Origin of the sequence: Nocardioides sp. GY 10127 (assembly GCF_004919085.1) — a bacterium.
Taxonomy (GTDB): domain Bacteria; phylum Actinomycetota; class Actinomycetes; order Propionibacteriales; family Nocardioidaceae; genus Nocardioides.
The window spans coordinates 153564-170880 of sequence record NZ_STGL01000007.1 but is presented as its reverse complement, the minus strand read 5'-3'; the positions used below and the strand labels follow the sequence as shown (position 1 = coordinate 170880).

At 75.3% G+C, this 17317-nt stretch carries 20 protein-coding genes and 3 tRNA genes; 6 read left to right on the top strand and 17 right to left on the bottom strand.

Going from position 1 to position 17317, the window contains the following annotated elements; all coding sequences use genetic code 11:
- Positions 1 to 37 precede the first annotated feature (37 nt).
- The 9 genes from E8D37_RS13210 to E8D37_RS13170 form a co-directional block, all read right to left on the bottom strand.
- Positions 38 to 733, bottom strand: a complete 696-nt coding sequence (locus E8D37_RS13210; protein WP_136570243.1) for a hypothetical protein — start codon at positions 731 to 733, stop codon at positions 38 to 40.
- The gene (locus E8D37_RS13205; protein ID WP_136570242.1) at positions 730 to 1371 is read right to left on the bottom strand and encodes a hypothetical protein; all 642 of its coding nucleotides are present in this window, start codon (positions 1369 to 1371) and stop codon (positions 730 to 732) included. The genes E8D37_RS13210 and E8D37_RS13205 overlap by 4 nt, the downstream gene beginning before the upstream one ends.
- 180 nt (positions 1372 to 1551) lie before the next feature.
- Positions 1552 to 2226 (bottom strand): DUF2470 domain-containing protein, encoded by a 675-nt coding sequence (locus tag E8D37_RS13200; RefSeq protein ID WP_136570241.1) that lies wholly within the window; start codon positions 2224 to 2226, stop codon positions 1552 to 1554.
- 311 nt (positions 2227 to 2537) lie between these two features.
- A tRNA-Glu gene (locus E8D37_RS13195) sits at positions 2538 to 2610 on the bottom strand.
- A 74-nt stretch (positions 2611 to 2684) separates the two neighbouring features.
- A tRNA-Glu gene (locus tag E8D37_RS13190) sits at positions 2685 to 2757 on the bottom strand.
- A gap of 118 nt (positions 2758 to 2875) precedes the next feature.
- Positions 2876 to 2950, bottom strand: a tRNA-Gln gene (locus E8D37_RS13185).
- Positions 2951 to 3001: 51 nt separating this feature from the next.
- Complete coding sequence (locus tag E8D37_RS13180; RefSeq protein WP_240770412.1) at positions 3002 to 3994, bottom strand: type II CAAX endopeptidase family protein; 993 nt, start codon at positions 3992 to 3994, stop codon at positions 3002 to 3004.
- A gap of 4 nt (positions 3995 to 3998) precedes the next feature.
- Positions 3999 to 5462, bottom strand: a complete 1464-nt coding sequence (gltX, locus tag E8D37_RS13175) for a glutamate--tRNA ligase (RefSeq protein ID WP_240770456.1) — start codon at positions 5460 to 5462, stop codon at positions 3999 to 4001.
- 41 nt (positions 5463 to 5503) lie between these two features.
- Positions 5504 to 6313 carry a fumarylacetoacetate hydrolase family protein gene (locus E8D37_RS13170; RefSeq protein WP_136570239.1) on the bottom strand — a complete coding sequence of 270 codons (810 nt, stop codon included), beginning with the start codon at positions 6311 to 6313 and terminating at the stop codon, positions 5504 to 5506.
- Between the two features lie 243 nt (positions 6314 to 6556).
- Between E8D37_RS13170 and E8D37_RS13165 the strand changes: the two genes are divergently transcribed.
- Positions 6557 to 7456, top strand: a complete 900-nt coding sequence (locus E8D37_RS13165; RefSeq protein ID WP_136570238.1) for a 3-methyladenine DNA glycosylase — start codon at positions 6557 to 6559, stop codon at positions 7454 to 7456.
- 33 nt (positions 7457 to 7489) lie between these two features.
- On the opposite strand, the gene E8D37_RS13160 is transcribed toward E8D37_RS13165, so the two are convergent.
- Positions 7490 to 7693, bottom strand: coding sequence for a DUF6767 domain-containing protein (locus E8D37_RS13160; RefSeq protein ID WP_136570237.1), 204 nt, complete (start codon positions 7691 to 7693; stop codon positions 7490 to 7492).
- A gap of 254 nt (positions 7694 to 7947) precedes the next feature.
- Complete coding sequence (locus E8D37_RS13155; RefSeq protein WP_136570236.1) at positions 7948 to 8223, bottom strand: DUF6767 domain-containing protein; 276 nt, start codon at positions 8221 to 8223, stop codon at positions 7948 to 7950.
- A gap of 106 nt (positions 8224 to 8329) precedes the next feature.
- Here E8D37_RS13155 and E8D37_RS13150 point away from each other — a divergent pair, with 106 nt between their 5' ends.
- On the top strand, positions 8330 to 8947 hold the full coding sequence (locus tag E8D37_RS13150) for a pentapeptide repeat-containing protein (protein ID WP_136570235.1): 618 nt from the start codon (positions 8330 to 8332) through the stop codon (positions 8945 to 8947).
- Positions 8948 to 8976: 29 nt separating this feature from the next.
- On the opposite strand, the gene E8D37_RS13145 is transcribed toward E8D37_RS13150, so the two are convergent.
- The gene (locus tag E8D37_RS13145; protein WP_136570234.1) at positions 8977 to 9549 is read right to left on the bottom strand and encodes a TetR family transcriptional regulator; all 573 of its coding nucleotides are present in this window, start codon (positions 9547 to 9549) and stop codon (positions 8977 to 8979) included.
- A 124-nt stretch (positions 9550 to 9673) separates the two neighbouring features.
- Here E8D37_RS13145 and E8D37_RS13140 point away from each other — a divergent pair, with 124 nt between their 5' ends.
- From E8D37_RS13140 to E8D37_RS13130, 3 genes are read left to right on the top strand one after another with little or no spacing between them, the layout of a single operon-like run.
- Entirely contained in the window at positions 9674 to 10279 is a 606-nt protein-coding gene (locus E8D37_RS13140; RefSeq protein WP_240770411.1) for a biotin transporter BioY, read from the top strand.
- The gene (locus E8D37_RS13135; protein ID WP_346763595.1) at positions 10186 to 11028 is read left to right on the top strand and encodes an ABC transporter ATP-binding protein; all 843 of its coding nucleotides are present in this window, start codon (positions 10186 to 10188) and stop codon (positions 11026 to 11028) included. The genes E8D37_RS13140 and E8D37_RS13135 overlap by 94 nt, the downstream gene beginning before the upstream one ends.
- Positions 11025 to 11654: a CbiQ family ECF transporter T component gene (locus E8D37_RS13130; RefSeq protein ID WP_136570232.1), complete on the top strand. Its 630-nt coding sequence runs from the start codon at positions 11025 to 11027 to the stop codon at positions 11652 to 11654. The genes E8D37_RS13135 and E8D37_RS13130 overlap by 4 nt, the downstream gene beginning before the upstream one ends.
- A 3-nt stretch (positions 11655 to 11657) precedes the next feature.
- Here E8D37_RS13130 and E8D37_RS13125 read toward each other — a convergent pair whose 3' ends face one another.
- The 4 genes from E8D37_RS13125 to E8D37_RS13110 all read right to left on the bottom strand — a co-directional run bounded on the left by E8D37_RS13125 (position 11658) and on the right by E8D37_RS13110 (position 14738).
- Positions 11658 to 12251 (bottom strand): GNAT family N-acetyltransferase, encoded by a 594-nt coding sequence (locus E8D37_RS13125; RefSeq protein WP_206055744.1) that lies wholly within the window; start codon positions 12249 to 12251, stop codon positions 11658 to 11660.
- The gene (locus tag E8D37_RS13120) at positions 12248 to 13696 is read right to left on the bottom strand and encodes an amidase (protein ID WP_136570231.1); all 1449 of its coding nucleotides are present in this window, start codon (positions 13694 to 13696) and stop codon (positions 12248 to 12250) included. Before E8D37_RS13120 ends, E8D37_RS13125 begins: the two co-directional genes overlap by 4 nt.
- Positions 13693 to 14082 (bottom strand): hypothetical protein, encoded by a 390-nt coding sequence (locus E8D37_RS13115; RefSeq protein WP_136570230.1) that lies wholly within the window; start codon positions 14080 to 14082, stop codon positions 13693 to 13695. Before E8D37_RS13115 ends, E8D37_RS13120 begins: the two co-directional genes overlap by 4 nt.
- Before the next feature lie 116 nt (positions 14083 to 14198).
- On the bottom strand, positions 14199 to 14738 hold the full coding sequence (locus tag E8D37_RS13110; RefSeq protein ID WP_136570229.1) for an NAD(P)H-dependent oxidoreductase: 540 nt from the start codon (positions 14736 to 14738) through the stop codon (positions 14199 to 14201).
- 143 nt (positions 14739 to 14881) lie between these two features.
- Here E8D37_RS13110 and E8D37_RS13105 point away from each other — a divergent pair, with 143 nt between their 5' ends.
- Positions 14882 to 15487 (top strand): TetR/AcrR family transcriptional regulator, encoded by a 606-nt coding sequence (locus E8D37_RS13105; protein ID WP_136570228.1) that lies wholly within the window; start codon positions 14882 to 14884, stop codon positions 15485 to 15487.
- 60 nt (positions 15488 to 15547) lie between these two features.
- On the opposite strand, the gene cimA is transcribed toward E8D37_RS13105, so the two are convergent.
- On the bottom strand, positions 15548 to 17140 hold the full coding sequence (gene cimA / locus E8D37_RS13100) for a citramalate synthase (RefSeq protein ID WP_136570227.1): 1593 nt from the start codon (positions 17138 to 17140) through the stop codon (positions 15548 to 15550).
- Positions 17141 to 17317 lie beyond the last annotated feature (177 nt).

The window sequence follows — 17317 nt, the reverse complement described above, 5'->3', positions numbered from 1 at the left end:
TCCGGGGGCCCGGCGTGGGCCGGCGACGCAGGACGCGTCAGCCGGTCCACGCCAGGCTCACCGCGGCCGCGCCGTCCGTGGCGATCCCCGCTCCGGCGGCCAGGTCACCGGTGACCGTCATGACGGCCTCCAGCGCCGCCAGCGCCTGGAGCAGCCCCACGAGCGTGCCGCGTGCCACCGAGACCGCCGCGACGGCTGACCGGGCCAGCGAGACCAGCCGCGGACCCTCCACGAGCAGCTTCACCCCCGACCCCACCGGGCCCAGGGCGAGCGAGGTGAGCCCGACCGCCAGCGCCTCGTCGACGAGGTCGGCCGCCAGGACGCAGAGGTCGTGGATCGCCTGGAGCAGGCAGCGCAGGCAGGCCGCCACCTGCCGGACGGCCCGGGCGCGCGCCTCCAGGTCGTCCGCGGCTGCGCGCAGGCTGCCCGCGGCCGCCACCGGCGCCAGCCCCTGCCACACGCCGGGCAGCTGCGCCGCCAGGTCGCGGTGGTCGTCCGCCAGCAGCGACAGCGCCTCCCCCGCCGCGTCCCACGCCTGGGCCATCACGTCGATGCGGTCGTAGCCCCCGGCGAGCTCGTCGAGCAGCCTCGCGATCGGGTCGACCCCGATCACCTCGGCCAGGAGCCACCCCGCCGGGGCCAGCGGCAGCAAGCGCGCGCGGACGTCGGCGAGCAGTGCCCCGGACGCCTGGCTGCTCGGCCCGACCAGCGTGCCAGAGAGAGCCGCGGTCACCCGTCCGCCTCCCCGCCCGGCTGCCCTTCCGACTGCCCGTCCGACCGCCCGTCCGACTGCCGGCGCAGCGCCTCCGCGCCCCGCTCGATCGAGCCGAGCGAGGAGACGAGGTCGGCGCCGGTCGCCCCCAGCGCGAAGACGGAGGCGTACCCGACCTCCGCGAGCGAAGGCCGCCAGCGATCGAGCAGGTGCGCCGCCTCGCTCGCCGTCGCGGCCGCAGCCACGTCGCCCGTGGCCAGCGCCGCGGTGGCCCCGCGGGGCAGGACGGCGCCGTACTCCTCCGGATCGCCCACCTGGGCCCGCAGCGCCGCCATGGCCTCGGCCCCCGTGTCGTCGGCCGCCACCAGGAGGTCCGCCGCACGCCGCAGCGCCGCGGCCCGTCCGCGCGACCGGGAGGCGACCCCCACCAGGGCCGACGACGCCCGCTCGAACGCGGCCGCGTACGGCCCCCGCACCCCTCCGGCGAGGCCCGAGAAGGCGTCCAGGTCGCTGCAGTGCACGAGGACGTAGCGGGCCACCGCGTCCAGGCAGTCGGCCTGGTCGTCGAGCGACGAGTGCACCCGTGCGGCACCCGTGGGGTCGAGCGCGGTCAGCGCGGAGCGCGGCACGGGGGCGGACGGGTCCTGGGCGAGCGGCATGGGGCCTCCTGGGAGCACGGCGGGGCGGTCGACGGCGACCGTGGGACGGCTGCCGCACCGCTCAGCGTGCCCCCGACGTCGGCACCCGACGCCCAGGGCTCGGCGGCCTGTGGACAACGCCCCGGGCGGCTCCCGGACCCGTCAGTCGGCCCCCCTCAGTCGGTCCCCCTCAGTCGCCCCTCAGTCGGCCCCGGCGCCGCACCGGCAGGACAGCGGCACCCGGAAGCCGGCGGGGAGGTCCGCCAGCGAGTCCACCGGGCCGTCCGGGAAGGCGAGGACGACCTCGTCGACCCCGTCCTCCCCGATCACGCCCAGTCGCAGGCCGTAGCGGGTGAGCCCGCGTGGGACGACCGCGAGCGCGTCGTGGAGCCCGTGCGCGCGCACGCAGGACACCAGGGCGGCCGTGTGGGCCCGCTCGAGGTGCCGCAGGACGTCCGCGGACACCTCCCGCAGCGGGTCCGGCGAGGCGGCGGCGAAGTCCTCCACCGCCACCGCGACGCCCCCGTGGCCGACGAGGCGCACCGAGAGCAGGTCGGCGCGGTAGGCGCGGCGTCCCCCCTCGCGCCCCACCGGCCGGAACACCCCGACCAGCCGGAGCGTCAGGTCGGCGCTCCCGTCGTGCACGACCAGGGCCGCCGGACCGCAGCGGCCCAGCGCGGAGGCGGTCGGCGAGGACTCCTCGAGCCAGACGAGCGGACGCCCGGCCTCGTCGCAGTCGACGGCGACGACCGTGGCGGTGGCGGACGTGCCGGCCCGGCAGCTGCGGACCGACAGGGTGCCCACCCGCGCCTGGGCGAGCGCCGTCCTCGCGCGCTCCGCCCAGCCGGGGGCGGTCGGCGCGCCGTCCGCGCTCATGCCTGGACCTCGTCCTGCACCCGAGCCGACACCCGGCCACCTCCACCCGCTCGACGCTGCGATTTAGGTAAGCCTAACCTCAAGTTCGGTCGAGCGGGCGGGTTACGGGCATGGCGAGCGCCACGACGGAGCTCGCGGTCGCAAATGCAGAAGCGCCCCGGTCCTGACGGACACGGGGCGCTTCGAGTGCGTGTACCCCCGACCGGATTCGAACCGGCGCTACCGCCGTGCGCGCAGCGCGGCGTGCCTGCACGCCCCCTCCACGGCGAAGCGCCCCGGTCCTGACGGACACGGGGCGCTTCGAGTGCGTGTACCCCCGACCGGATTCGAACCGGCGCTACCGCCTTGAGAGGGCGGCGTGCTAGGCCGCTACACAACGGGGGCTCTGCGTGCGTCCGGACTCCTCCTCCGGACAGGAGAAGACCCCTGGCCCTGGGACCAGGGGTCTTCTCGTCGCGTACCCCCGACCGGATTCGAACCGGCGCTACCGCCTTGAGAGGGCGGCGTGCTAGGCCGCTACACAACGGGGGCTTGCTGGGTGGATCGACCTCACGGCCTCTCCGAGCAACCTGCGGAACCGTAGCCTCTCGGCTCCGGACCGGCCAAATCCCCAGCCCTCCGCGAGGAGGCCCGGTGACTCTCAGGTCACTGGCTGGGATACAAGGACTCGAACCTTGACTAACTGAACCAGAATCAGTCGTGCTGCCAATTACACCATATCCCAATGGCGTCTCTCCGACCCCCGCGAAGGAGGCCGTCGAACCGAGAGGGAACGTTACACGCGCGTTCCCTGACCCGCCAAAACGGGCCCCGGCACGGTCCTCTCGACGCCCCACCGACGCGTTCCCCACTCCACCAGGAGCAGGTAGACGACGCTCTGCGTGAGGGTGACGGGCAGGCTCGCCCAGCCGCTGGAGGTGGGGTTCAGCGTCGAGGTCATGTCGCCGAACGCGAGCGCCACCGCGTAGGCCAGCAGGTTGTTGAGCAGGTGCATGGCGAGGCCGGCCTCGAGGCCGCCGGTGCGCAGCACGAGGATGCCGGCCACGACGCCGAAGGAGAACCGGTCGACGAAGACGGCCGGGTCCTGGCCGCCGTGGGCGAGGGCGAACAGGACGGCGGGGAGCGCCACCGCCACGAGCCGCGTCAGGGGCGCCCAGGAGGGCACCAGACGGGCGAACGCCTGCGTGAGGTACCCGCGGAAGACGAACTCCTCCCCCGCGGCCTGGAGCGGGGTCAGCAGGACGACGACGAGGACGAAGCCCGCGAGCGTGGACGACCAGGAGTTGAGCCCGCCCCCGACGTCCGTGCCGGTCGTGCCCGAGCCGGGGACGAGCGAGCTGACGACGCTGGTCACCACCAGGGTGACGGCCGCCAGCCCGAGGCACCGGGCGAACCAGCCCCAGCGCAGGCGACCCAGGACGCTCACGGCCCAGCCCGGCCGCAGGCCGTGCACGACGCGGACCACGGCGAGGACGGCGATGATCGCGTAGGCCCAGCTGAGGTCCACCAGGGCCAGGTAGGCGGGGGTGACGGGGTCGCCCGAGAGCTCCTGGACCACCTCGTCGCCGGTGCGGCCGGCGAGGATCAGGGGCACCTGGACGCTGAACAGCGCCGCGAGCTGGCCCACCAGGACCAGCACGAGCACCACCAGGACGCCGAGCAGCGCCCACGCCCGCGCGGGCCGGCCGAGCAGGAGGAGCTGGTGGTAGCCCAGCTCCTCCTGCGGCTCGGTCTCCGGCGCGGGGACGACGGGCTCCGAGCCGGTCACCGGCTCAGGCCGTGCGCTGCGCGGCGGCCGCCAGGCGGCCCAGGCCGCGCTCGCGACCCAGGAGCTCCAGCGACTCGAACAGCGGCGGGCTCACCCGGCGACCGGTGACGGCCACGCGCACCGGCCCGAAGGCCACGCGCGGCTTGAGGCCCAGCTCGTCGACCAGCGCGGTCTGCAGCGCCGTCTGGATGGCGTCGGTCGACCACGACTCCAGCGGCTCCAGGGCGGCGTGGGCGGCCTTCACGACCTCCAGCCCCTGGGCGTCCAGCAGCTTCGCGGCGTCCCCCTCGTCCAGCGTGAACTCCTCGTCGGCGACGAAGAGGAACGCCAGCATGGCCGGGGCCTCGGCGAGCTTGTTGATCCGCTCGGCCACCAGCGGCATGGCCTGGTCGAGCAGCTGCCGGTCGGCGGTCGACGAGGGGTCGAGCACGCCGGCGTCCTGGAGGAACGGCAGGCAGCGCTGGGTGATCTCCTCCACCGACAGCATCCGCATGTGCGAGGCGTTGATGGCGTCGCACTTCTTCAGGTCGAAGCGGGCGGGGTTGGGGTTGACGTCCTTGAGGTCGAAGGCGTCGACCATCTCCTCGAGGGTGAAGACGTCGCGGTCGGCCGCGATGGCCCAGCCCAGCAGCGAGAGGTAGTTGAGCAGCCCCTCGGGCAGGTAGCCCTGGTCGCGGTAGGCCAGCGCGTGCGCCTGCGGGTCACGCTTGGAGAGCTTCTTGTTGCCCTCGCCCATGACGTAGGGCAGGTGGCCGTACTCGGGGGTGTGCTCGGCCACGCCGATGGCCTTGAGGGCCTCGAACAGCGCGATCTGGCGCGGGGTGGAGGACAGCAGGTCCTCGCCGCGCAGGACGTGGCTGATGTGCATGGTCGCGTCGTCCACGGGCGCGGTGAGCGTGTAGAGCGGGTCACCGTTGGCGCGGGCCAGCGCGAAGTCGGGCACGTGCTCGGTCTCGAACGTGACGTCGCCGCGGACCAGGTCGGTCCACGTGATCGAGCCCTCGGGCATCCGGAAGCGGACGACCGAGGAACGCCCCTCCGCCTCGAACGCGGCGCGCTGCTCCGCGGAGAGCTCGCGGCAGAAGCCGTCGTAGCCCAGCGTCTTGGAGCCGGACGCCTTGCGCCGGGCGTCCACCTCGTCGTTGGTGCAGAAGCAGTCGTAGGTGTAGCTGGACTCGGCCAGCCGGGCCAGGACGTCCGCGTAGATCTCGGTGCGCTCGGACTGCTTGTACGGGCCGAACGGGCCGCCGACCTCGACGCCCTCGGTCCAGGTGAGACCGAGCCACTGCATGAGCTCGAGGATCGCCCGGAAGGACTCCTCGGTGGAGCGCTCCTTGTCGGTGTCCTCGATGCGGAAGACGAAGGTCGCGTCCTGGCCGGCGCGGGCCGCGTGCTGCGCGAACGCCCAGTTGAACAGGGCGGTGCGGACGAGGCCGACGTGAGGGGAGCCCGTCGGGGACGGGGCCATCCGGACGCGGACGGGGCGGGTCGTGGTGCTCAACGCTGGGGTCACCTTGCCTTGACGGTGTTCGTGAGGGAGCCGAGGCCGTCGACGACGACCTCCACCTCGTCGCCGACCTCCAGGGGGCCGACGCCGGCGGGGGTGCCGGTGAGGATGACGTCGCCGGGCAGCAGCGTCATGGTGGACGAGACGTGCTCGACCAGGGTGGGGATGTCGAAGACCATGTCGGCGGTCGTGCCGTCCTGGACGAGGTCGCCGTTGCGGAACGTCCGCAGGCGTACGCCGTCGACGAAGGTCTGGGGGTCGAGGTCGGTCTCGATCCACGGCCCCAGCGGGCAGAAGGTGTCGAAGCCCTTGGCGCGCGTGAAGTGGTTGACCGACCGCTGGAGGTCACGGGCCGTGACGTCGTTGGCGATCGTGTAGCCGTGGATGACGTCGGTCGCCTGGGCGGCCGGGACGTCGCGGCAGATCCGCCCGATGACGACGGCCACCTCGCCCTCGTAGTGCACGTCGTTGCTCACCGACGGGTAGGCGATGTCGTCCCCCGGGCCCACCACGGAGGTGTTGGGCTTGAGGAACCACAGGGGCTCGGTCGGCACGGCGTTGCCGAGCTCGGCGGCGTGGTCGCGGTAGTTCCGCGCGATGCCGACGACCTTGGAACGGGGCAGGACGGGCGCCAGCAGTCGGACGTCGGTGAGCCGGTGCTCGACGTCGAGCGGCCGGACGCCGACGTAGAGCGGGTCGCCGGCCAGGCCGACGATCACCGCGTCCTCGTCCAGCTGGCCATGCTCGTCGAGCTCGCCCGTGATCACTCCGTACTGCGGCTCCTCGCCGGTGGTGAATCTCGCGATGCGCACCCTGTGAGCCTATCGGCGCGCGTGCGCGCAGCCGAGTCGGCAGCCGGGGAGGGCACGAGGCTCGAACGGGTGCGCCTACGAGGCACGCCGTCCCAGGACCGGAACAACGCGGCGGGACGCCGGGCAGCCGCCGCGTCATCCCAGGTCAGCGACCCGGAGGCCGGGCCGGGCGCCTGTTGTTCCGGTCCTGGGACGGCGTCCTCGCTTCTGCCCCTCGCGCCCGAGCGACCTACCGTGGTCCCCGTGACCGCGACGACCCAGGAGACCGAGGTGCTCGACCTCGCGACCTGGCGCGCCCGGGCGGCCGCGCACGAGGCCCGGCTGGCGCCGTTCGTCGACGCCCACCTGGCCCGGCGCAAGGGCGGCGAGAAGCACCCTGTGCACGACTTCCTCTTCGGCTACTACTCCTACCGGCCCGCGCAGCTACGGCGCTGGCACCCCGGCTTCGGGGTGGAGGTGGCCGACGACGGCACGTTCGCCGCCCTCGCCGGCTACGAGGTGGCGGACGACGGCCGGGCGACCGTGTCCCGCACGGTGCTCGCGGAGCGCCGCGTCCTGCTCACCACGCTGCGCCGCCTGCTCGCGGCGACCGCCGCACGGCCGGCGCACCACGGCTGCTTCGGCCTCCACGAGTGGGCGATGGTCTACCGGCTCGAGGCGGACGGCGTGCGGCACGCCGCGTGGCCGCTGCGGCTCGGCGGCGAGGGCACGGACGCGGTGGTGGAGTCGCACCGCATCGCCTGCACCCACTTCGACGCCTACCGCTTCTTCACCGAGCCGGCCCGGCCGCTCAACACGCTCTCCCCCGCCGCCGACGACCGCGCCGACTTCGAGCAGCCCGGCTGCCTGCACGCCGGGATGGACCTCTACAAGCACGCGTTCCGGCTCTCCCCGCTGGTGTGCTCCGACCTCGTCGCCGACTGCTTCGAGCTCGCCGTCGACATCCGCACCCTCGACATGCAGGCCTCGCCCTACGACCTGGCCGGGCTCGACGGCGACGCCTTCCCGCCGGTGCCGATCGAGACCGCCGAGGGCAAGCGCGCCTACGCCGCCGCGCAGGCCGCCTTCACCGAGCGGGCCGCCCCGCTGCGGGCCCGGCTCCTCGCCGAGTGCGACCGGCTGCTGGCCGCGCTCGAGGGGTGACGCGCTGACCCAGACCCTGACGGCCGCACCGACTCACGCGCAGCGGCGGGCCTCCAGCTGGGCGCGGAGCTGGGCCGAGAGCTCGGGGTCGTGGCGGACGAGCCAGGCCACGGGGCAGTCGTCGGGGCCGGTGGCGCCGGGCTGGCAGAGCCGGCAGGCCTCGCCGGGGCGCAGCGCGCACTCGGGGGCGCAGTCCGTCGCCTGCTGGGCGACGGGGCGGGTCTCCACGGTGGTCATGTCCTCGACCTCCTCGGTCCGGCCGGGTGCGGGTCCCCGACCTCGTGACCATCGTGCGGCCACCGCCCGGGGCCGGGACGGGTCGGAGGTCCCCCGACCCCTGTGACCTGCCGGACACGGGCGTCCGCTGTCCGGACTCCGGCGCCCGGGCGGCGATCCGGCTCGGAACGCGAGCAGGACCCCGCTGCGCGCGGCCGGGGGCCGGGGAGCGGCGGGGTTCGGCAGGCTTCGACGGAGGGCGCAGCAGGGGAGGTCTAGGCCGCGCAGGGGTCGCCGGGGGTGCAGGGACGCTCGTCGGCCTGCTGGGCGACCTGCCGGTCGGCCCGGGCGGCGGCCTGCTCCCGCCGGTGCTCGGCCGTGAGGACGGCGAGCTGGGCGGAGAGGTCGGGGTCGGAGCGGACGAGCCAGACGAGGGCGCAGTCCGCGGGGCCGGTGGCCCCCGGCTGGCACAGCGTGCAGGCCTCCCCCGGCCGCACCGGGCAGCGCGGGTCGGGGCGGGACGAGCGCGAGGGAACGACGGTTCCTGCCACGGCGTCCACCTCCTCCTCCCCCACCATCCCCCGGGCAGGTTGGGGTCAGGAGGGTCGAGGGTCCCGAGCGGCCGGCCGGTCGGCCCTGCTGGCTACCGTGCTCGCCATGAGCGCGAACGACGGGGCGAGGACGGCGACGGGGCGCGACTTCCGGGGCGAGGACTGGTACGCCGAGGACCTGGGGGCGGCACGGTTCACCGACTGCACCTTCACCGCCGTCGACCTCACCGAGGCCCGCACCGACGGCGCGGTCTTCGACTCCTGCCGCTTCGAGCGGTGCACGTTCAACGCGAGCACGCACACCTCGACGGCCTTCACCACCTGCGACTTCGTCGACTCCTCGCTCTTCGACGTGACGCTGGACGGCTGCAAGCTCGTCGGCTCCGTGCTGGACGGGTGCACCATGCGGCCGGTGACGGTGCGGGGCGGCGTCTGGCGGGGCGCCTCGCTGCGCGGGGTCGACCTCGGCAAGGTCACGCTGGACGGAGTCGACCTGCGCGAGGCCGACCTCTCCCTCGCGAAGCTGACCGGCGCCTCGCTGCGCGGCTGCCTGCTCGACGGCGCCTCCGTGCGCGAGACCGATCTGGGCGGGGCCGACCTCACCGGCGCCACGCTCACCGGCGTCGACCTCACGGCAGCCCGGCTGCGCCGGACCCGGCTCGACCTGGCCGGAGCCGTGCTCCTGGCCGAGCTCAACGGCGCCGTGGTGGGCACCGGCGACTGACCTACCAGCGACTGAACAGCCCGAGGCCCTCAGGAGGGGCTGGTCGCCCGCGACCGCACGCCGTCGAGGACCAGGGCGAGGCCGGCGGCGAACTCGGCCCCGGGGTCCCTCGCGCCCAGCGGCTCGTCGGGGATCGCCCCGGCCGAGCCCGCCTGGAGGTGCGTCTGCTCCTCCCAGGTGTGGCCCAGGGTGAAGTGCCAGACCGTCCGGGCCGCCACGGGCACCAGGTCGACGGGCAGCCCGGAGCCGTCCAGGGCGGCCTCGAGGTCGCGCAGCGGTGCGGCTCCCCCGAGACCGAAGCCGACCACCGTGCCGACCAGCTCGGCGCCGTCGGTCCAGGCCAGCAGCGCGTCCCGCAGGGCCCCGGCCACCTCGGCGACCCGGTCGGGCCAGGCGGGCGCGGTCGCGGGCCGGCGTCCTCGTGCCAGGAGCTCGTCAGCGACGGCGGCGAGCAGCGTCTGCTTGTCGGCGAAGTGGTGGTAGAGCGCGGAGGGCCGGACGTCGAGCTCGGCGGCGAGCCGCCGCATCGTGAGGTCCGCGAGGCCGTGGGCGTCGAGCACCCGCAGCGCCGTCGCCACGACGTCCGCCTTCTGGTGGACCATGCCCTCACCCCTCCCGCCCGCCGCTGGTGACCGGACCCGTCTTGCCGGGGCCCGCACCCCCACCCTAACCTGAACACCGTTCAGCCTGAACACCGTTCAGGTAGGCCCGCACGAAGGACCACGCATGACCATGACCGAGCAGCCCACCAGTACCGGGGCCGCGCCCCGCCGTCTCCTCGGGACCACCGACCTCGCCCTCGTCGCCGCGTTCGCCGCGCTCATCGCCGTCCTGGCCGTCATCGGCGGCATCCCGGTCGGTGGCGCCGGCGTCCCGATCACCCTGCAGACGCTCGGGGTGCTGCTGGCCGGCGCCGTCCTCGGCCCGCTGCGCGGCTTCCTCTCCGTGGGCCTCTACCTCGTGCTCGCCGCGGTCGGGCTGCCGATCCTGTCGGGCCACACCGGCGGCCTCGCGCCGTTCGTCGGCGTGACCGCCGGCTACCTGCTCACCTTCCCGATCGCGGCGCTCGTCGTCGGGCTGGTCGTCCGGCTCGCCGCGCGCGCCGGCCGCGTCGGCCCGCTGGCGATCCTGGTCGGCGGCCTGCTCGGCACGGTCGTGAACCACCTCGGCGGCGTCATCGGCATGCAGGCCTACCTCGGCGTGGACTGGGCGACCGCCTTCTCCTACGACGCCCCCTACTGGCTGGGCGACGTCGTGAAGGCGCTGCTCGTGGCCGTCGTGGCCGCCGAGGTCCACAAGGCGTTCCCGCAGCTCCTCACGCGCCGGGGCTGAGCCCCCTGCCCACGCTGCACCTCGACTCCGCCGCCGTCCGGTTCCCCGACCCGGACGGCGGCGAGCACGTCGTCCTGCACCCGACGACCCTCACCCTGACCGAGCCGCGCGTCGCGATCATCGGGCCCAACGGCTCCGGCAAGTCGACGCTCGCACGACTCCTCAACGGCCTCGTCACGCCGTCCTCGGGGCGGGTGCTGGTCGACGGGCTCGACGTCGCCCGACAGGGGTCGGCCGTGCGCCGCAAGGTCGGCTTCTGCTTCACCGACCCCTCCGCCCAGCTCGTGATGCCCACCTGCGTGGAGGACGTCGAGCTCTCGCTGCGCCGCAGCGTCCGCGACCCGCGTGCCCGGCGGGCGCGGGCCCTGGAGATCCTCGACCACTTCGGGCTCGCCGCCCGGGCCGACCAGTCCGTGCACACCCTCTCCGGCGGGCAGCGCCAGATGCTGGCGCTCGCGGGCGTCCTCGCCGTCGAGCCGGACGTCGTGGTGGCCGACGAGCCGACCACCCTGCTCGACCTCGCGAACTCCCGGCTCGTCGGCGACACGCTGCTCGGGCTCGAGCAGATGCTCGTGCTGCTCACCCACGACCTGGACCTCGCGCGCCGCTGCGACCGCGCCCTCGTCGTCACCGGCGGCCGCGTCGTGCTCGACGCGCCCGCCCCCGAGGCGGTCGACGCCTACGTCGCCAGCGTGGTGGACGGCGTGCCCCTCCCCTCCGGCCACACCGCCGGGCCGGGCACCCCGTGAGCCACCCGCCGCAGGTCGTCGCCCTGCACCGCCCCGGCACGAGCCTCCTGCACCGCGCGCCGGTGGGCGCGAAGCTGGGCGGGCTGGTGCTCCTCTCTGCCGTCGCGGTCGCCCTCGACGACCCGCCCACCCTCGGGCTGGCCTCCGCCGCCGGCGCCCTGCTCGTCGCGCTGCTCGCCGGCGCGGTGGCCGGGCAGCGCCTGAGCGACCTGCGGGCGAGCGTGCGGCCGCTGCTGCTGCCGCTGGTGGTCCTCGGCGCCCTGCAGGTGCTGCTGGCCGGCCCGCTCGAGGCGGCCCGGACCGTCCTGCTGCTCCTCGGCCTCACCCTCGCCGCCTCCGTCGTCACCGCCACCACCGCGCTCAACGCGATGCTCGACGCGATCGTGAGGTGGCTCGGCCCGCTGCGCCGGGTCGGTGTCGACCCGGACCGGGTCGCCCTCGCCTTCTCGCTCACCCTCAGCGCCCTGCCCGCAACGCTCGCCCTGGCCTGGGAGACGCGTGACGCGGCCCGCGCGCGCGGGCTCGGCCGCCACCCCCGCGCGTTCCTCACCCCGTTCGTCGTCCGGGTCGTCAAGCGCGCCCACGACACCGGCGACGCGCTCGCCGCGCGCGGCCTGGGTGACTGACCGCTACCAGACGTCCCCGTCCCGCCAGTCGCAGACGAGCGGGTGCCCACGGTCGAGCGAGGCGGGGTCGAGGGCACCGGGGAGCAGGAGCACCCCGTCGTCCTCCTCGGGCGTGGGCACGATCGCACTGGGCGCAGTCCCACTGGGCGCGAGGACGCCGGTGGGCCCGGCCCACGGCACCCACCCGCGCCCGAGGTAGAGCGGGCGGGCCGCGGCGGAGGCGGAGAGCGCGAGCAGGTCGTACCCGGGCGCGAGCGACTCCAGCGCCGTCATCACCCGGGTCGCGCAGCCCCGTCGGCGCTCGCCGGCCGCCACGGCCACCGCCTCGACGTAGCCGACCCTCAGGGAGGTCGGGGCACCGTCGGGGCCGTGCAGGAACCGCCGCGCCACGAGCGCGCCGTGCGCGGCCACCGGCGCGACGTCGCCCTCGCGGTGCTCCCACCCGTCGTGCAGCAGGACGGCGTGCAGCCCGCCGAGCGCGTGGGTCCAGTCCTCGGGGGCGAACCGCCCCTCGAACGCCTCCTCGCACAGCAGCCGTGCCCCGGCCAGCACGCTCGCGTCCAGGTGGGCGGTCGGGACCAGCGGCAGCCGCCTCACGTCCGCTCCCAGCCGGGCGGGCGCCGCCCGTGCCAGGCGGTCGCCGGGTCGTCCTGCGCGACGGCCTCGACCTGCGCGGCCAGGGCCAGGAGCGCGCCGTCCTCGCCCGGGCGACCGGCGAGCATCACCCCGACCGGCAGCCCGTCGGGCGTCTCGTGCAGCGGCAGCGAGACCGCGGGCGAGCCGGTGACGTTCCACAGCGACGTGTAGGGCGTGAAGCGCTTCTGCGCCTCGAAGTCGGATGCCGGGTCGGCGTCGTCGCGGATCGCCCCCACCGGCAGCGGTACGTCCGCCAGGGTCGGGGTGAGCACCGCGTCGAACCCGGCGAGCGCCTCCAGGGCGGTCGCCGCGTGCCGACGCATCGCCCCGAGCGCGAGGCCGAAGTCGGGCCCGGAGACGGCGCGGCCGCGCGCGGAGAGCCACGTCGTCAGCGGCCGGAGCAGGTGCTCGCGGCCCGCCGGGGCCGGCGACAGGGCGGTGAGCACCGCCCAGCAGGTCTCGAAGGTCGCCACCGCCTCGCGCGGCAGCGGCACCTCGACGTCCACGACCTCGTGGCCGAGGGAGGCGAGCAGCGCGGAGGCGGACTCCCAGGCGCGCAGGACCTCCGGGTGGACGGGGGCGTCGGCGATGACCGGGGCGGAGAACCGCGCCACCCGCAGGCGGCCGGGGGCCCGGCCCGCGGCCGTGAGGAAGGAGCCGGGCCGCTCGAGCGGCGGGTACGGGTCCCCCGCGCGACGCACGGCCAGGACGTCGAGCAGCGCCGCCGCGTCCCCGACGGTCCGGGCGAGCGGGCCCGACGTCGCCAGCCCGGTCGGCTCCCCGTAGAGCGGCGCCCCGCTCACCAGGCCCCGGCTCGGCTTGAACCCCACCAGCCCGCAGCAGGACGCCGGGATGCGGATCGAGCCGCCGCCGTCCGAGCCCTGGGCCAGCGGCACGAGCCCGGCGGCCACCGCGGCCCCGGCTCCCCCGCTGGAGCCGCCGGCCATCCGGGAGCGGTCCCACGGCGTCACGGCGGCGGGCGCACCCTCGGGCTCGGTGTAGCAGGGCGAGCCGAACTCGGGGGTGGCGGTCTTGCCGAGCCACACCAGCCCCGCGTCCTCCAGGGAGCGCGTGACGGAGTCGGACACATCGGGCACGAAGCCGGTGTAGGCGGCCGAGCCGAACGCGGTCGGCACGCCTGCGGTGGCGTTGAGGTCCTTCACCGCCGTGGGCACGCCCCACAGCGGGCCGGCGTCGGCGGGCCGCCCGGCCGTGGTGAGCTCCCGGGCCGCGGCGAGCGCGCGCTCGGCGGCCACCGTGACGAAGGCGCCCACGTCGTCCAGCCGCGAGGCGCGGTCGAGGTAGTGCTCGGCCAGCTCCAGCGGGGAGAGGTCGCCGGACGCCACGAGCAGGCCCTGCTGGAGGCCGGTGAGGTCGTGGAGGGCGTTCTCGTCGAGGACGCTCACGCGGTCACCCCCCGGGCGACGAGGAGCACGCCGACCCCGGCCAGCACGAGGTAGCCCGGGACGGAGAGGAGCACGACCCACCAGCCGCTGCGTCCGCGCACGAGGCGGGCGATCGCCCAGACCGCGGCCGGGACGAGCGCCACCCAGGGCGCCACGGCGGCCAGCAGGACGCCCGCGCCCAGCAGGCCGGTGTCGCACTCGGTGGTGCCGGAGCCGCACGAGTCGGAGGCCATGACGAGCAGGGCGGCCCCGATCGTGGCGAGCAGGCCGAGCGCGCCCAGCAGGACGATCTCGACGACCGTGGCCACCACGTCGCCGGTGCGGGCCCGCGGCCGGGGCTCCGCGGAGGCCGGCGGGAGGGCCGGCGGGGCGGCGTCGGTCGTCATGACCGCACGCTACCGCCGCCGGGCCTCCCCGCGGCTCGAACGGCCCCGGGGTCGAGCCCCGGGATCGAGCGCAGGGATCGAGCGCAGGGACCGAGCCCCGGGGTCGAACGGCCGGGTCAGGCCGCGGCGACCTCGTGGTCCACGAGGGTCTGCACGGCGCTGCGCAGCCGGGCCTGGACGGCCTCGTCGGTGAGCACGTCCACCTCGAGGGCGGACTGGGAGACGGTCACGTCCTCGACGACGACGGCGCCGGCGATGCCCGCCGAGCGCGCGGCGTCCGCGTGCGCCCACTGACCGCCGTAGGGGGTCGGGGTCACGCCGACGACACCGAACGGCTTGCCCACGATGGCCCCGGCGCCGTAGGGGCGGGAGAGCCAGTCGAGGGCGTTGTTGAGGACGGCGGGCATGGTGCCGTTGTACTCGGGGGTGACGGCGAGGACGCGGTCGGCGGACGCCACGGCGGCGCGCAGGTCGAGGGCCGCCTGCGGGGCGTCGTCGGTGTCGATGTCCTCGTTGTAGAAGGGCAGCCGGTCGAGGCCGTCGACGAGCACGAGCTCGGCGCCCTCGGGCGCGTTGGCGCGCAGGGTCTCGGCGAGCTTGCGGTTGAGGGAGTCGGCGCGGAGGCTGCCGACCAGGACGGCGACGCGAGTGGTCACGGGAGTGCTCCTGGGATCGGGGACGGGGAGACGTCCGACTAAACGGACCGTGGTCCGTTTACATTCCCCGCACGCCGCACCCGAATCCCCCGCGTGCCGTGAACTGCGCCACCACCCCCTCCCGCAGCCCTAGGGTGAGCCCCATGACCAGCCGCCCGCTCCTGCCGATGGCGGACCAGCCGCCCGCGGAGCGCGCCGACGCCGCCCGCAACCGCGAGGCCCTGCTGCGCGCGGCGGTGCGGATGGTCGACGAGGGCGGGGTCGCCACGCTCACCATGGAGTGCCTGGCCGCGCGCGCCGGGGTCGGCAAGGGCACGGTCTTCCGGCGCTTCGGCTCGCGCGAGGGCCTGATGGCGCAGGTCCTGGACGTCTCCGAGCGCGACTGGCAGGCCTCGGTCCTCGCCGGGCCGGCCCCGCTCGGCCCGGGCGCGCCGCCGTGGGAGCGGCTCGTGGCGTTCGGTGAGTCCCGCCTGCGCACGACCCTGCTGCACGCCGACCTCATCCGCGCCGCGGACGCGCACGGCGCCCGGTCGGTCGCCGCCGCGTCCTTCATGACGCTGCACGTGCGCCACCTGCTCACCGAGCTCGGCGTGCAGGGCGACCTCCCGCTCCTCGCCACCGCGCTGCTCGCCCCGCTCGAGGTCCCGGTGCTGGTGCAGCAGGTGGACGTCGAGCACCTGCCGGTCGAGCGGCTGGTCGCCGCGTGGGTCGACCTGGCGAGCCGCGTCGTCGGCCGCGGCCCCGCCTGAGTCGCCCCGCTGAGTCGCCCCGCTGAGTCGCCCCCTGAGTCGCCCGGCCCGGGGCGGGCGTCAGCGGTCGTGCCGGCGCAGCCCGAAGGTGATCGCGTCGAGCAGGGCCTCCCAGGAGGCCTCGATGACGTTGGGGCCGACCCCGACGGTGACCCACGTGCCGTGACCGTCGGAGGTCTCGATGAGGACCCGGGTGATCGCGTCGGTGCCGTGGCCCTGGTCGAGGATGCGCACCTTGTAGTCGACGAGCTCGAACTTCGCGACCTCCGGGTAGGCCTGGCCGATGGCCGAGCGCAGCGCCTGGTCGAGGGCGTTGACGGGGCCGTTGCCCTCGCCGGTCACCACGTAGCGCACGCCGCCGGCGCGGAGCTTCACGGTCGCCTCCGAGAGCGCCTCGGAGCCGGCGGTCGGCGCGGGCCCGGTCTCCGTGATGACGCGCCAGGACTCGACGTCCACGTAGGCGGGCCGGTGGCCGTGCACCTCCTCGGCCAGCAGGAGCTCGAAGGAGGCGTCGGCCGCCTCGAAGGTGTAGCCGCGGTTCTCCAGCACCTTGACCCGTTGGGTGATCCGGGTGACGAGCTCGCGGTCCTCGGAGAGGTCGAAGCCGAGCTCGCGGGCCTTGAGCTCGATGGAGGCCCGGCCCGCCATGTCGGAGACCAGCAGCCGCATGTCGTTGCCGACGCCCGCCGGGTCCATGTGCTGGTAGAGGTCGGGGTCCACCTTGATCGCGGACGCGTGGAGGCCGGCCTTGTGCGCGAAGGCGCTCGTGCCCACGTACGGCTGGCGGGAGGCCGGCGGCACGTTGGTGACCTCGGCGACCGCGTGGGCGGTGCGCGTGGCCTCGGCGAGCTTGCCCGGGGGCAGCACCGGGCGGTCCAGCTTGAGCTCCAGGTTGGCGACGACGGTGACGAGGTCGGCGTTGCCGGTGCGCTCGCCGTAGCCGTTGACGGTGCCCTGGACGTGGGTGGCACCCGCGTCGACGGCGGCCAGCGAGTTCGCGACGGCGCAGCCGGTGTCGTTGTGGCAGTGGATGCCCACGCGACCGCCGGTGCTGGCGACCACGTCGCCCACGACGTCCCCGACCCACGTCGGCAGCATGCCGCCGTTGGTGTCGCACAGCGCCGCGACCTCCGCGCCGGCCTCGTAGGCCGTGCGGAGCACCTCGAGCGCGTAGGCGCGGTTGGCCCGGTACCCGTCGAAGAAGTGCTCGGCGTCCAGGAAGACCCGCTGGCCCTCGGCGGTGAGGTGGGCGACCGTGTCGCGCACCATCGCGAGGTTCTCCTCCAGCGTGGTGCGCAGCGCCAGCTCGACGTGCCGGTCGTGGGACTTGGCGACCAGCGTGACGACCTTCGCCCCGGAGTCGCGCAGCGCGGCGACCAGCGGGTCGTCCGCGGCCGCGACGCCGGCGCGGCGGGTGGCGCCGAAGGCCGCGAGGGTGGCGTGCCGCAGGTCCAGCTCGGAGGCGGCGCGACGGAAGAACTCGGTGTCCTTGGGGTTGGCACCCGGCCAGCCGCCCTCGATGTAGCCGACGCCCAGGCCGTCGAGCGTCCGGGCGATCGAGAGCTTGTCGGTGACGGAGAGGTTGAGCCCCTCCTGCTGGGCACCGTCGCGCAGGGTCGTGTCGTACACGTGGAAGGCGTCGTCGGCCGCCATGGTGTCTCCTCGTCTCGTCCGTCCCCGTCGCCGTCGTGCCCCCTGGCCGGGGCACAAAAAAACCTCTCGCGAACGAGAGGCGGCGCGTCGTGCTCCCTGTGCTGGCCGTCAGGCCGGGAGCGCGACGCGCTGGCGAATGATCACCGGCAGGTCGGGCACCCCGACAGTGTGCCACGG

Excerpts from the sequence above, each read along its gene's own strand:
- E8D37_RS13205 (WP_136570242.1), bottom strand. The coding sequence starts at position 1,371 with ATGCCGCTCGCCCAGGACCCGTCCGCCCCCGTGCCGCGCTCCGCGCTG.
- E8D37_RS13200 (WP_136570241.1), bottom strand. The coding sequence starts at position 2,226 with ATGAGCGCGGACGGCGCGCCGACCGCCCCCGGCTGGGCGGAGCGCGCG.
- gltX (WP_240770456.1), bottom strand. The coding sequence starts at position 5,462 with ATGGCCCCGTCCCCGACGGGCTCCCCTCACGTCGGCCTCGTCCGCACC.
- E8D37_RS13160 (WP_136570237.1), bottom strand. The coding sequence starts at position 7,693 with ATGACCACCGTGGAGACCCGCCCCGTCGCCCAGCAGGCGACGGACTGC.
- E8D37_RS13150 (WP_136570235.1), top strand. The coding sequence starts at position 8,330 with ATGAGCGCGAACGACGGGGCGAGGACGGCGACGGGGCGCGACTTCCGG.
- E8D37_RS13145 (WP_136570234.1), bottom strand. The coding sequence starts at position 9,549 with ATGGTCCACCAGAAGGCGGACGTCGTGGCGACGGCGCTGCGGGTGCTC.
- E8D37_RS13140 (WP_240770411.1), top strand. The coding sequence starts at position 9,674 with ATGACCATGACCGAGCAGCCCACCAGTACCGGGGCCGCGCCCCGCCGT.
- E8D37_RS13115 (WP_136570230.1), bottom strand. The coding sequence starts at position 14,082 with ATGACGACCGACGCCGCCCCGCCGGCCCTCCCGCCGGCCTCCGCGGAG.
- E8D37_RS13105 (WP_136570228.1), top strand. The coding sequence starts at position 14,882 with ATGACCAGCCGCCCGCTCCTGCCGATGGCGGACCAGCCGCCCGCGGAG.
- cimA (WP_136570227.1), bottom strand. The coding sequence starts at position 17,140 with ATGGCGGCCGACGACGCCTTCCACGTGTACGACACGACCCTGCGCGAC.